The organism is Celeribacter baekdonensis B30 (assembly GCF_000299875.1).
In the GTDB taxonomy this organism is placed as follows: Bacteria; Pseudomonadota; Alphaproteobacteria; order Rhodobacterales; family Rhodobacteraceae; genus Celeribacter; species Celeribacter baekdonensis_A.
The window spans coordinates 123,888-137,117 of record NZ_AMRK01000004.1; the positions used below are offsets into that span (position 1 = coordinate 123,888).

Here is a 13,230-nt window from a genome sequence, read left to right on the forward strand (position 1 = left end):
TCTATCTCCGTTTGAGAGCGGTTTCGCACGCGTTTACCACATCTTGCGCCCGGTTCCACCCAACACTTCCGTGACCCAGCGCTGCTGCGGCACGTTGGGCCAAAGGCATCGCGGCTTTGCAATCGCCACGCATGATATGGGCCTCTGAGGCGTTGAGTGCGGCCATGGCGTCCTGACCCGATTGGGCATAGGCGGAGGCCAAATGACGCAACAGATTTGGGTCATAGCCATCGCGCGCCCGCGCCGCCTCCAGCGCGGCGGGGAGGTTGGCCTTATTGGTCGTCGCCAAAAGCGCGCGGCCAAGCCCGGTCTGAATTTGCGCCTCATTTGGTGCCAATTGGGCCGCCCGGCGATAGGCGGTGACAGCGGCATCAAATTGGCGACTTTCCAATAGAATCTGCCCCTGAAGCTCGGCGTAATAGGGGTCGTTTGGGCGTAGCGCGACGAGGCGGGCCATGGTGGCCATCGCCTCTTTCGGCTTGGGCACGCGGTGCAGTGCCACGGCGCGGCGCATCAGCGCGATGTCGGAGCCATCAGAGGCGGGCACCCGGCGCAGCGTATAGGCGGGCGGGCGGATGAACGCCTCCAACTTGCCGCGCGCACGGGCGTACCAATAGTTGGCCTCCGGGTCGGGATTGGCGGTGAGTTTCGATGCGGCTGCATAGCCTTTGAGCGCGCGCAGACGCTCGCGGGTCAAAGGATGGGTGCGCGCGTAGGGGTCCTGGCGGCTCTCGGACAAGACCTCCTGGCCACGAAACATTTCAAGTACATCCAGCATCGCCTGTGGTGGGACGCCCGCGCGCGCCATGTAGCGGATGCCGGCCTGGTCCGCGGAGGCTTCCTCGGCGCGGGTGTGGCCAAACAGCACCCGCTGCGCTGATCCGGTGACGCCCATGGCGATGCCCGCCGCCGCCTCGCCATTGCCCGTGGCGGCTACCACCGCCCCCGACAGCAACAGGCCAAGAGCCGCCGCCGTCGAGGCATTTTTCATATTGGCCTGACGCCTGATGATATGGCCGCCAGTGATATGGGCGACCTCATGGGCGATCACCGCCTGTACTTCGGCCGCCGTATCGAGGCGCAAAAGCAGGCCGGAATGGAGGAACACATGGGAGGTATCAGCAACAAAGGCATTCGGTTGGTCGTCATGGATGACGACGATTTTCATCCGCGCGGCCGACAGACCCGCCGCATCAAAGATCGGTCCGGCCAGACGGCCAAGCGCATATTCAATATCCGGGTCGCGCAAAATCCCCTTGGCCCAGGCCGACAGCGGCAGGCAAAGCATTAGCGCGAAGGTCATCAAAAGGCGCATGGCGCGTACTCGCATCTGCCGCATTGCAATTCCTTTCTGTCGCTGGCATTTCAGGCTCCAAACAACCACAGGACATGCCCGATGAAAACCTCCCGCCGCTCTGAAGTCGATCCTTTTATCGTGATGGATGTGATGGAGGCGGCGCGCGCACATGAGGAGGCCGGGCGGCACATCATCCATATGGAAGTCGGTCAACCTGCCACGGGCGCGCCCAACGCGGCGCGGGCCAAATTGGCGCAGGAGATGGAGCAGGGGCCTTTGGGCTACACCGTCGCCCTTGGCCTGCCGGAGCTGCGCAAAGGCATCGCGGCGCTCTATCAGGATTGGTACGGGGTGCGTTTGGATTGGCGGCGGGTGGTGATCACGCCGGGCTCCTCGGGGGCGTTCATTTTGGCGTTCACCGCGCTGTTTGACGCCGGGGCCAAGGTGGGCTTGGGCGAGCCGGGGTATCCGTCTTATCGGCAAATCCTGTCGGGGCTCGACATCACGCCGGTGGGCATTCAGACGCAGATGGAGAACCGCCTACAGCCGGTGCCAAGCGAGATCCCCGACGGTTTGGATGGCTTGATCGTCGCCAGCCCCGGCAACCCGTCCGGCACGATGTTGGATCGGGAGGCCATGGGCGCCTTGATTCAGACCTGTCAGGACCGGGGCGTGTCGTTCATTTCCGACGAGATTTACCACGGCATCCAATACGGCACGCGTCCGGTGACAGCGTTGGAACTCTCGGACGATGTCTATGTGATCAATTCGTTTTCAAAATTCTTTTCGATGACGGGATGGCGCGTCGGTTGGATGGTGGTGCCCGAGGATCATGTGCGGGTGATTGAACGCATTGCACAAAACTTTTTCATCTGCCCGCCCCATGCCGCACAGGTCGCCGCCTTGGGCGCGCTGGAAGGTCGCGATGAGTGTCAGGCCTTAGTCGATGTCTACACCGAGAACCGCCGTTTGATGTTGGACGAGCTGCCAAAAATCGGTTTTGACCGGATCGCGCCACCAGACGGGGCGTTTTACATCTATGCCGATGTGTCGGAGCTGACCGAGGACAGTCGCGCCCTTTGTGCCCGTATTTTGGACGAGGCCGGGGTGGCCGTGACGCCGGGGTTGGATTTTGACCCCAAACGCGGCCACCAGACGATGCGGTTTTCCTATGCCCGCTCGACCGAGGACATTCGTGAAGGGCTGCGCCGCCTGTCTGCGTTTATGGCCGCCGAAATGTCGCAAAAGTGAGTGCGCTTTGGCCGTTCTGATGGCTGTTCAGGCCGCGCCTGTCCGGCTACACTGCGCCAAAGGCCGGACACGCGGCCGGTTTTATGAGGTTTCGATGCAGGTTTTCAAAGCGCTCCTTTTCCTATGCCTCTCCGCTCTGCCGTTGCAGGCGCAAGACGGGCTGACCGCCTTGGCCCGCGCCGACAGTTCGGCCTCAGCGCTGGTCGATCAGGGCGACAGCCTTGAGATGATGTTGCGCCTGTCCCAACCTGTGCCGTTTCGGATTTTCTCGCTTGATGATCCCAGACGCATCGTGGTGGATTTTTCCGAGGTCGATTGGACCGGGTTTGACGTACAGGCCTTTGACACGGCTGAGGGCGTCACCGACCTGCGGGTGGGCGGGTTTGTCCCCGGCTGGTCGCGCATGGTGATGGATTTGGCCGCGCCTTACGGGCTGGTCCATGCCGAAATGTCGCGCGATGAGGCGGGGGCGGTGTTGCGGCTCAACCTTGATCCGATGGCCGCCGATGAGTTTGCTTTGGGGGCCGGGACGCCGTTGGAGGCGCAGCTTGTCCGTCGCTCAGAGCCGGACGGTGCGGTGATCCCACGCAAAAAATTTGGCGAGGGGCCGTTGAAGGTTGTGCTTGATCCCGGCCATGGCGGCATTGATCCGGGTGCCGAACGCGATGGCGTGCGCGAGTCGGATTTGATGCTGAGTTTCGCGCGTGAATTGCGGGATGTGCTGATCCGTGCCGGTGGGTTTGACGTTACGTTGACCCGCACAGATGACACATTCGTGCCGCTCGAAACCCGCCTGACCTTGGCGCGGGAGGCGGGGGCGGAGGTGTTTATCTCGCTCCACGCCGATGCGATTTCCGAAGGTCGGGCTGAGGGGGCGACGCTTTATACGTTGGCCGATCGCGCCTCGGATACTGCGTCGCAAAAACTGGCCGAACGCCATGATCGCGCCGATTTGTTGGCGGGCGTGGATTTGAGCGATCAGGACGATGTCATTGCGGGTGTGTTGATGGACATGGCCCGTAATGAGACCACACCGCGCACGGACCGTTTGGCCGATGCGCTGGTGACGCAGCTGCAAGCCAGCGTCGGGATGCACAAACGCCCGCGTTTGGAAGCTGGGTTTTCCGTGCTCAAAGCCCCCGATATGCCCTCCGTGTTGTTGGAATTGGGCTTTCTGTCCTCGCCCAAAGATCGCGCCAAGCTCAATGACCCGGCTTGGCGCACCCGCGCGGCTTGGGCCATCCGCGATGCGCTTTATGCTTGGCAGGATGAGGAACGGGTGGCGATGGGCAAATTGCGAAAATAAGGCCGCTTTATGCGCCTTGCGCCCTCGTGACTGAGGTGACGCGGCTCAGATGAACCGTTTCGCCCTATCATTCCGCGCCGCTTCGCGTATGGGAGGGGGGACCCATACGGAGAACTGAACGATGACAGCGTCACAGAGCGTGCCGGAGCTGATTGCAGCGGTACAGGCCAAAGCAAAGACATTCGAAGACATCATTTTGGCAGGGCAGGCCGCGTCCAGCGCGCAAGACCTGCGCGCCGCACAGGTTGCGCTTGAACTGGCCGCCGTCGATGCTTTCACCCTGTTCGAGGCACGGATGCAGCACCATTTCAAACGCGGCCCGTTTTCACGCAAACTCACCGCCGCCCTCAAAGAGGCCGGACGCGGCGACCTCGCCGAGCGCATCCACATCTATTACCTCGCCATCAACGTGCTCAAACACGGAAAAGGCGCAAGCTACCGGGAATTGCTCGACACTCCCACCGCACTTGTCCATGTGAAGCCCACCAAAGGCGCAACGACGCAAGACGAAAACGCGCCGTCAGACCTGATTGATATTGGCGTTCCGGGCTTTTTCGACGGTCTGGCCGCAAGCCTTTTGCAGGCGCACGCGTTCCTTGAACATCGCTAGGTGTTTGGACGAGGTGTCCGAGATTGAAGAGGCGGGGTAGAGCGCGCGTTGTGATGGGGATGTTGCGGAAATAAGGGGTGACTTTGGATCAAAAATCTATTTTGTGGTGTCATATCTTGGGTGAGGAAGTGATGGCAAACCTCCATTTTTTGAACAGAGTTGAACTGCGGTCAGGGCCTGTCGTGATGCGCACGGTGTTGAACGCTCAGGGAGCGGGGCTATGACTGCCCCGCGCTGCGTGTTGCAGAATGATTTCCTCAGTCTTGAGGTCGCGCCTTTGGGCGCGGAAATGCAAAGTTTGCGGACCTCGGCCGGGGACGATCTGCTTTGGAACGGGGATGCCACTTTTTGGTCTGGCCGCGCGCCCGTTTTGTTTCCAATCGTTGGGCGAGCGGTGGATGATGTGATTGCGGTTGCCGATCATAAAGCGCCGATGTCCCAACACGGATTTGCCCGGCGGAGCCTCTTTGCGCTTCAAGACCAAACAGATGTGTCGTGCAGCCATATCCTTACACAGAATTCTAAAAGCTTGGCGGTCTATCCCTTTGACTTTACGCTAAAAGTGACGCACCGACTGGAGAGAAACACTGTACAGGTCACAGCGCAGGTGCAAAACAACAGCGCCCAGACCATGCCTTTTGGCTTTGGTTTCCATCCGGCATTTTGTTGGCCGCTGCCCAATGCCGGGCGGGCGGCGCATTACGTCACACTTGCCACGCACAGCACCCCTGATATGCATAAACTCGATGACGGATTGCTCGATCCGCAGCCGCTTCCCAGCCCATTCGTCGAGGGTAAACTTGCGATTGATGAGGATCTGTTCACCGAAGGGGCGCTGGTTTTTCCGAATGGATCAGAGGCGTTGCGTTATGGTCCCGCCAAAGGACTGACTTTGGAATTTCAGTTCCATAATCTTCCCGATCTGGCGCTCTGGCGCCCGAAAGGCGCGCCTTTTTTGTGCATTGAACCATGGCATGGCACGGCCTCTTACACCGGGGATGGCCCGCAAATATCGCAGCGCCCGAACAGCATCGCACTCGCGCCCGAGGCGGTAGTGGAGTTTGGCTATGAGGTGACAGTTCGGATGTGAATTGGGATGTCCGCCGCGGTATTGGCTGGCAAGACCTGACAGCCCCGTCACCCCGCCAAACGCGCCATCCATACTGTGTGGAAATCGCATTCGGGGTCTTCGGGCACATAGCGCAGCACCTCCAAGCCTTGCTCGGTCATCAGGGCGCGGTATTCGTCGGGTCCAAGCGAGGCGTGGTAGACCTCTTCGCCTTCGACATTGCCGATGACTTCGCTGTCCTCAGGACCCGAAGTGAACAGCAACACGCCACGGGGCGCGAGGTGGTGGGCGAAGGTTTTGAACATCGCCCGCTGGTCGTCTTTCGAGAGGTGAAAGAAGCTGTCCCATGCGATCACCGCATCAAAGGTCTCTTGCAGGTCGAGCCCGCGCATGTCCTCGTGAAACACCCGCACATTGGGCAGGTTCTCTTGGAACAAGGCGACCATGGCCGCCGCGCCGTCGACGCCTGTGACCTCTACCCGGCGATCCACCAGATATTGTGCGATCGGACGACCTGCGCCACAGCCAAGGTCAAGCACCCGGCGTTTGCCGGTGCTTTGCGGGGCGTGGGCCAAAAGCCGGTCCAGCCAGACCCGTTCAAACAGGGCCTTGCTGCGGTTGCGATCAAAGCCTTTGGCTTGGCGTTCGTAGGTGGGCAAGATATTTTCGGGTGTCATGGTGACCAGCAGATAGGGGGGCAGACGGGGCAGGGCAAGCCTAACTGTATCGGGCGCGATCACAAGCGGCGTCTTTCTGCTCACATTTGCGCGGGGGATGTTTTGACCCGGAGGTCGTGCCTGTATAAGGAGGAGCAAAGATCGGGCGTTGATGCGAGTCAGGGCCGGGTCAGGTGGTGGGAAAGGCAAACACGTGCTTCGATTTATTCTCTCTTTTTTCGGCACAATTTTCTCGTGGGTGACCACGGGGGCCTTTCTGTTGGCTGTGGTCATCGGCGGGATTTTTTGGATGTATGGGCGCGATTTGCCCAATCACGAAGCCTTGGCGCAATACACGCCACCGACGATTTCGCGGATTTATTCCGGCGAGGGCAAAATCATCGACGAATTTGCCAAGGAACGCCGCCTGTATACCCCACCTGAAGAAATCCCCGATCTGGTGAAATATGCGTTTGTGTCGGCAGAGGATAAAAATTTCTACACCCATCACGGCTATGATCTGCGCGGCATGGCGGCGGCGGCGCTTGAGGCGGCCAAAGGCGGCACCCTGCGCGGCGCATCGACCATCACGCAACAGGTGATGAAAAACTTTTTGCTCTCCTCGGATCGCTCCGCTGAACGTAAAATCAAAGAGTTGATCCTGGCCACCCGGTTGGAACAGACCCTGACCAAGGATCAAATCCTTGGGCTCTATCTCAACGAGATCGACCTTGGCGTGCGCTCCTTTGGGGTGACGGCTGCGGCGCAGTCTTATTTCAACAAATCGCTCTCGGAGCTGTCCCCGGAAGAGGCGGCATTTTTGGCGATTCATCCGAAAGCGCCCTATTCCTATCACCCGGTGAAAAACTATGACGCGGCGCTCAAACGGCGCAATTTCGTTTTGCGCGAGATGTATGAAAACGGCTATTTGAGCCAGGCGGACTACGAAACGGCGCGGGAAAAACCGATCAAATCGGTGCAAAACGGTGATTACGAGAGCTTCCGTGCAAGCCTGCCGCCGCGCGATTATTTCACCGACGAAATCCGCCGCCAATTGTCCAAGGACTTTGGTGAAGAGGAATTCTTTGAAGGTGGCCTCTCAATCCGCGCCACCATGGATCCGGAGATGCAAACCAGCGCCGCCCATGCGTTGCAAAAGCGGCTCGAAGAGTTGGACCGGGGCCGGGGCCAATGGCGCGGCACGGGCAAGACGATTGATGTCGCCACGCTGGAGGATGGCACATGGGAAAATGCGCTTGGGACTGTGAATGTGGCACGTGACGTGACGCTCGATGGCAAATGGTCGGTCGGCGCGGTCAACACCATTGGCGCCTCCGAGATGACGGTGATGGTCGAACAGGTCGGCGAAGTCACCGTGCCGCGCGAGGACATCAAATGGATCAAAGGCGGGTTCAGCGACAATTTTGAACGCGGCGATGTTGTCCATATCCGGCGTATGACCACCGGCAACAATGGTGAGGGCGATCTGATCCGTTGGAGCCTGCGGCAGGTGCCACAGGTGCAGGGCGCGTTCATGGCGATGGACGTCAACACCGGCCGCGTGATCGCGATGCAGGGGGGCTTTAGCTATCAGAACTCGGTGTTCAACCGCGCCACACAGGCCACGCGTCAGCCGGGGTCTTCGTTCAAACCTTTCGTCTATGCGGCGGCTTTGGACAGTGGCTTTACACCGGCGACGATTATCGTGGACGCCCCGATCGAGATCAACACACCCCAAGGTGTCTGGCGTCCGAAAAACGCCTCGCGCACCTTTTACGGGCCCACGCCCTTGCGTACCGGGATCGAACAGTCCCGGAACCTGATGACCATCCGTCTGGCGCAAGAGGTCGGTATGGACACGGTGGCGCGGTATGCCGAACGCTTTGGCGTTTACGATCACATGGGGCAATATCTGGCCTCCGCTTTGGGCGCCGAAGAAACCACCGTGTTCAAAATGGTCTCGGCCTATGCGATGTTCGCCAATGGCGGCGAGCGGGTGGAACCGACGCTGGTCGACCGGGTGCAGGACCGTTGGGGCCGCACCATCTACAAACATGATCAACGTGCCTGTCCCGAATGCGAGGTCGCCACACTTGCGCCGGGCAAAGCTCCGACCATTACGGCCAACCGCGAACGGGTGATGAACGCGATCACCGCCTATCAATTGACTTCGATGATGCAGGGCGTGGTCTCGCGCGGCACCGCCGCCGGCAAGGTGCATTTGAACGTCCCCGTGGCGGGGAAAACCGGGACCACCAATGACGGCAAAGACGCGTGGTTCATTGGCTTTACCTCCAACATCGTAGCGGGGTGTTACATCGGCTTTGACACGCCGCGGGCAATGTCTGGGGCATCGGGCGGCGGGTTTTGTGGTCCGGTGTTTGACGCCTTCATGCAAGACGCGGTGAAAAAATACGGCGGTGGCAAGTTCAAAGTGCCACCGGGCGGGCATTTCATCAAAATCGACCGCTATACGGGGGCCCGCCTCAATGATGAGGCTTCGGGTCCGAATGTGGTGGCCGAATATTTCCGCGATGGCGAAGAACCGATCTTTGGGCTGATGTATGATGGTGGCTTTGCCATGGGGGCGGATTTGCCCTTGGTGTCAGGCGCTGGCGATGGCAGTGGTCAACGCGAGGTTCAGACGTCGACGGGCAAGGTGATTAAAGTGCCCGAAAAGGCCAAGATCAACTCGCTGTCCTCGGGCGGGCTGTATTAAACCCTTTCGCAAGATCCGCCTGTCCGCCCCCTTGTTTCTTGGGGGCGGTGCGCGTAAATCTCCACACACGCTGAGCCCCTGAGACGCTTTGATCGTTGAGACAAGAATAAGGTAAGACACCCGTGCGCGCTGAAATCCAAAACACTGTGGCCAAAATCGAAAAATCCGTGGCGCTGCTCAAGCAGCGGCTGGATTGGGAAACTGCGCCGCATCGGCTTGAGGAATTCAACGCGATGATCGAGGACCCGACCCTGTGGGACGATCCCGAGCGGGCGCAAAAACTGATGCGCGAGCGCCAGATGTTGATGGATGCGGTGAACACCGCGAAATCCATCGAACAGGATATGAAAGACAACATCGAGCTTATTGAAATGGGCGAGATGGAAGAGGACCAAGAGGTCATCGCCGAGGCCGAAGCGGCGCTGATGGCGCTGACCAAAACGGCGGCTGAGAAAGAGCTTGAGGCGTTGTTGGATGGCGAGGCCGATGGCAATGACACGTTCCTTGAGATCAACTCCGGCGCGGGCGGCACCGAGTCCTGTGACTGGGCCTCAATGTTGGCGCGGATGTATGTCCGTTGGGCGGAGAAAAAGGGCTATAAGGTCGAATTGCAGTCCGAGAGCGCGGGCGAAGAGGCGGGCATCAAATCCGCCGCTTATAAAATCTCCGGTCCCAATGCCTATGGCTGGCTGAAATCCGAGTCTGGCGTCCACCGTCTCGTCCGCATCTCGCCGTTTGATAGCGCCGCCAAGCGCCACACGTCTTTTACCTCGGTCAAAGTCTACCCGGTGGTGGATGACAATATCGAGATCGAGGTGAACCCCTCCGACATCCGCATCGACACCTATCGCTCGTCGGGGGCGGGCGGTCAGCACGTCAACACCACCGACTCCGCCGTGCGGATCACCCACTTTCCAACCGGGATCGTGGTGACCTCCTCTGAGAAATCGCAACACCAAAACCGTGACATCGCGATGAAGGCCCTCAAATCGCGCTTGTACCAAATGGAATTGGACAAACGCTCCGCCTTGGTGAATGAAGCGCACGAAAACGCCGGTGACGCCGGCTGGGGCAACCAAATCCGCTCCTACGTGTTGCAGCCCTATCAAATGGTCAAAGACCTTCGGACCAACTTTGAAACCTCCGACACCAAAGGCGTTCTGGACGGCGACCTCGACGGCTTCATGGCCGCCACCTTAGCGCTCAACGTGTCGGGGAAATCACGCGCGGATGCTCAAGGGGAGTGAAGTCTGGCGGAGAGTGTAGTTGCGCCGAAGCCGCCATTGAGCATGGATGCAGCGAATGGCGGGGTTGAGCCCAAAGTGCATGATGCTGCGCGGTGCATGAATGTCCACTTACGTGATTTGCTTTTGATCACTTGCCTTATGATATCGTTGCGACTCTCTTGCTCAAAACCTATGAAGCTACGTTGCAGTTCGCCATTTCTTGTCGCCAGCCTGCTGTGAGCTGGGCGACCGTCACTGCGCCAAGTGATCGCTCAAATTGAATCCGCGCTGCGTTCAACGCTTCGGTCGTGGCGGCGTTCGCTTCGCGGGCAAGCAGACAGGTTGGCTCATCCTCATCATTGCCAAGCGCAAACAAGGTCGGTGATCCTAGGGCCTTGTAAATGGAAAGCAGGGTGATTTCGCTCAACGGCTTGATCAATATCCAGCCGCCACCATGCCCTTTCGTGGACGTGACAATTTCCGCATCGCGCAGCCCTGCCATCGTGCGTCGCACCACGGCGGAATTGGTCTGCAACATCTGCGCGATCAATTCTGATGTTGCTGGCTCGTCCATGCCGTCAAGATGGAGAAGGGCATGAAGAACGCGGGAAAGTCTTTTATCCTGACGCATTTTGAGTCTCCATCGCTCATATGTAACATTTGAAAACACAAGAGATTGACTCTTGGTGTGTTATGGTACATTTGATGTTACATGAATATTTTCAAAAGTACCATGGCCGATGTGTCTCAGCACAAGCCGCGCTCCGACAGGTGGATGGCCTTGGCCGTTCTGTTCCTTGCCAGCTTCATGAACCTGATTGACGTCAGCATCGTGAATGTCGCCCTACCGCGCATACAAGTGGACACGGGTGCGACAGCGACCCAGCTTGAATGGGTGGCGGCAGTCTACGTTCTTGCCCTTGCCGTGGGCCTGCTGCCCTTTGGGCGCTTCGGTGATGTGTTCGGACGCCGCCGTATGTTCCTGTGGGGCCTGTTTGGGTTCACTGTCGCATCCGTTCTTTGCGGGGTCGCACCTGATATACTGACCTTGATTGCGGCCCGCGCGGCGCAGGGTAGTTTCGCCGCCATGATGGTGCCGCAGGTTCTTGCGATTGTGCATGTGATCTTTCCACCGGATGAAAAGGCCCGGGTCTTTGGTCTGTTTGGTACAGTCTCCAGCCTTGGCGTCGTCGCAGGGCCGATCATTGGCGGCGCGGTGATTACCGCTGATTTCGCGGGGCTGGGCTGGCGGCTGGCCTTCCTGATCAATGTTCCGCTTGGTATGGTCGCCTTGATCGGCGCCATGCGCTTTGTCCCTGATCTGGAGACTGACACCACATTGCGCCCCGACTGGATCGGAACGGGATTGTTTGCCGGGGCAATCGTTCTTTTGGTCCTGCCGCTGATCGAGGGTCGCGTCCTTGGCTGGCCTTGGTGGACGTTTGCGGCACTCTTGGCCTGTGTGCCAATGATGGTCGGCTTTGTGCTTTGGGAACGTCGCCTGAGCAAACGCGGCTTGTCCGCGCTGATGCCCGAGGGACTTTTGCAAAACCGGCCCTACCTGATCCGCCTTGGGTTGGTGATCTTATTCTTCTCCGGCATCCCCGGTCTGTTCCTTGTCCTCGCCATCTTCCTGCAATCCGGGTTTGGCCTGTCAGCCCTGCAAAGCGGCCTTGTGACCACGCCTTTCCCTGTTGGCGTTATGCTGGCGTCCACACTCACATCACGCTTTGGAAACGCGTATCTGACACTCAGAATTGCGTGCGGTGCTGCACTTCTGACGATCGGCATGATTGGACTTCGGGTCGTGATCAACGGCGTGGGGACTGACCTGAACCCGTATCTGTTCACCGTGCCGTTGATCATCTGCGGCTTTGGCATGGGAACGGCGGTCATGTCGCTGTTTCAGGTCACTATGTCGAGCGTTGAAGCGCAAGATGCAGGGGCCGGTTCTGGTGCCATGCAAGCTTTCCAACAAGTCGGCGCTGCCCTCGGTATCGCAATCGCAGGTCAGATATTCTTCTCTCTGCTCGGTGAGGACGAAATGGAAGTGGGCACAGAGGCCGCGTCCCGTTTTGTCCATGCCGCGTCACAAGCCACGCTCTATTCGATGGCCGTCTTTGCGGCCTTGGCCCTCGGCCTTGGAGTGTCAGCCTATCGCAACAGAAAGCCCCCACAATGACCGATAAATCATCAAACCCCTCGCAAGATTTTTGGGAACCACACTACGCCAAAATGACTCGTCCGTCTGGCGGCCGTGTCTCCGCCGTTTTGAAGCAGTTTGTCGAGGCGCGACCAATCGGAACCGCGCTTGAACTGGGGTGCGCCCGTGGCGACGACGCAATCTGGCTGGCAAAGCAAGGATGGACGGTCACAGGGGTTGATGTTGCCGAGGCCGCATTGAGTGCGGCCCGTGCATCCGCGCAGGAAGCGAACGTCTCGGATCGAACGACATTTGAACGGCATGACCTGGGTATGACCTTTCCAACTGGAAAATTCGACTTGGTGACAGCGATGTTTTTCCATTCACCGGTCGATTTTGGGCGGGTTCAGGCGCTGCGCCGTGCCGTACAATCCGTCGCACAAGGCGGGCTTCTTTTGATCGTTGCACATGGTTCACGCGCGCCTTGGTCATGGGCTGATCCAGATACGGTCTATCCAACTGCACAAGACGAGCTGGCGGACCTGGCTGTTAACGCAGACGATTGGCGGAACGTCTTTGTCGGACCCATCGAACGAGCTGCGACAGGCCCGGACGGGCAGAGCGCTGTAGTGATTGACACAGTCATTGCCATTGAGCGGAGTTAATCACGGTTCTTGAACGTTTTCCGGAGGCGAGCGTTTTTCAAAGCGGTCATTGGCTCAGCAATAGTGAATGCTCGCTTTGTCCGGCAATTTACCATTTCATGCGCCGCAAAGCGTAGAGCGATGAACTCCGAACCGGTCACCCGACACCAGCGCGGCGAAAGTACCCGGAGAGCCCTCTTTGATCAATGCTGCGCAAGGCAAGAAGGGCGGCTCTGACGGCCCTTCAATCCATTCATAGGCACTGTTCAGCGAGGCAGTCTTTAGAAAAACTGGCTACAGTGTAAATGC

General features: G+C 59.0%; 11 protein-coding genes. 8 read left to right on the forward strand and 3 right to left on the reverse strand.

All coding sequences use genetic code 11. The features are described from left to right. Position 1: 1 nt before the first annotated feature. Positions 2-1,339 (reverse strand): M48 family metalloprotease, encoded by a 1,338-nt coding sequence (locus B30_RS08725; RefSeq protein WP_009571681.1) that lies wholly within the window; start codon positions 1,337-1,339, stop codon positions 2-4. A 57-nt stretch (positions 1,340-1,396) separates the two neighbouring features. Between B30_RS08725 and B30_RS08730 the strand changes: the two genes are divergently transcribed. From B30_RS08730 to B30_RS08745, 4 genes are all read left to right on the forward strand, one after another. After that, positions 1,397-2,548 (forward strand): pyridoxal phosphate-dependent aminotransferase, encoded by a 1,152-nt coding sequence (locus B30_RS08730; protein WP_009571682.1) that lies wholly within the window; start codon positions 1,397-1,399, stop codon positions 2,546-2,548. Positions 2,549-2,567: 19 nt separating this feature from the next. After that, on the forward strand, positions 2,568-3,854 hold the full coding sequence (locus tag B30_RS08735; RefSeq protein ID WP_009571683.1) for an N-acetylmuramoyl-L-alanine amidase: 1,287 nt from the start codon (positions 2,568-2,570) through the stop codon (positions 3,852-3,854). 121 nt (positions 3,855-3,975) lie between these two features. Further along, positions 3,976-4,464 (forward strand): hypothetical protein, encoded by a 489-nt coding sequence (locus B30_RS08740; RefSeq protein ID WP_009571684.1) that lies wholly within the window; start codon positions 3,976-3,978, stop codon positions 4,462-4,464. 220 nt (positions 4,465-4,684) lie between these two features. Continuing rightward, on the forward strand, positions 4,685-5,554 hold the full coding sequence (locus B30_RS08745) for an aldose 1-epimerase family protein (RefSeq protein ID WP_009571685.1): 870 nt from the start codon (positions 4,685-4,687) through the stop codon (positions 5,552-5,554). 47 nt (positions 5,555-5,601) lie between these two features. Here the strand turns inward: B30_RS08745 and B30_RS08750 are convergent, their stop codons facing one another. Next, complete coding sequence (locus B30_RS08750; RefSeq protein ID WP_009571686.1) at positions 5,602-6,273, reverse strand: class I SAM-dependent methyltransferase; 672 nt, start codon at positions 6,271-6,273, stop codon at positions 5,602-5,604. 130 nt (positions 6,274-6,403) lie between these two features. On the opposite strand from B30_RS08750, the gene B30_RS08755 reads away from it, so the two are divergent. Then, a complete protein-coding gene (locus B30_RS08755) occupies positions 6,404-8,908 on the forward strand; it encodes a penicillin-binding protein 1A (RefSeq protein WP_009571687.1) in 2,505 nt (834 codons plus the stop codon). Between the two features lie 122 nt (positions 8,909-9,030). Then, entirely contained in the window at positions 9,031-10,155 is a 1,125-nt protein-coding gene (gene prfB / locus B30_RS08760) for a peptide chain release factor 2 (RefSeq protein ID WP_009571688.1), read from the forward strand. A gap of 169 nt (positions 10,156-10,324) precedes the next feature. Here prfB and B30_RS08765 read toward each other — a convergent pair whose 3' ends face one another. After that, positions 10,325-10,765: an Rrf2 family transcriptional regulator gene (locus tag B30_RS08765; RefSeq protein ID WP_009571689.1), complete on the reverse strand. Its 441-nt coding sequence runs from the start codon at positions 10,763-10,765 to the stop codon at positions 10,325-10,327. An 81-nt stretch (positions 10,766-10,846) separates the two neighbouring features. Between B30_RS08765 and B30_RS08770 the strand changes: the two genes are divergently transcribed. Both B30_RS08770 and B30_RS08775 read left to right on the forward strand, forming a co-directional pair. After that, positions 10,847-12,316, forward strand: a complete 1,470-nt coding sequence (locus B30_RS08770) for an MFS transporter (protein WP_232616910.1) — start codon at positions 10,847-10,849, stop codon at positions 12,314-12,316. Then, complete coding sequence (locus B30_RS08775) at positions 12,313-12,942, forward strand: class I SAM-dependent methyltransferase (protein WP_009571691.1); 630 nt, start codon at positions 12,313-12,315, stop codon at positions 12,940-12,942. Before B30_RS08770 ends, B30_RS08775 begins: the two co-directional genes overlap by 4 nt. Positions 12,943-13,230: the final 288 nt, after the last annotated feature.

Bases quoted from the DNA above. Each gene is read 5' to 3' on its own strand.
- B30_RS08725 (WP_009571681.1), bottom strand. From the start codon at position 1,339: ATGCGGCAGATGCGAGTACGCGCCATGCGCCTTTTGATGACCTTCGCG.
- B30_RS08730 (WP_009571682.1), top strand. From the start codon at position 1,397: ATGAAAACCTCCCGCCGCTCTGAAGTCGATCCTTTTATCGTGATGGAT.
- B30_RS08735 (WP_009571683.1), top strand. From the start codon at position 2,568: ATGGCTGTTCAGGCCGCGCCTGTCCGGCTACACTGCGCCAAAGGCCGG.
- B30_RS08740 (WP_009571684.1), top strand. From the start codon at position 3,976: ATGACAGCGTCACAGAGCGTGCCGGAGCTGATTGCAGCGGTACAGGCC.
- B30_RS08745 (WP_009571685.1), top strand. From the start codon at position 4,685: ATGACTGCCCCGCGCTGCGTGTTGCAGAATGATTTCCTCAGTCTTGAG.
- B30_RS08765 (WP_009571689.1), bottom strand. From the start codon at position 10,765: ATGCGTCAGGATAAAAGACTTTCCCGCGTTCTTCATGCCCTTCTCCAT.
- B30_RS08770 (WP_232616910.1), top strand. From the start codon at position 10,847: ATGAATATTTTCAAAAGTACCATGGCCGATGTGTCTCAGCACAAGCCG.
- B30_RS08775 (WP_009571691.1), top strand. From the start codon at position 12,313: ATGACCGATAAATCATCAAACCCCTCGCAAGATTTTTGGGAACCACAC.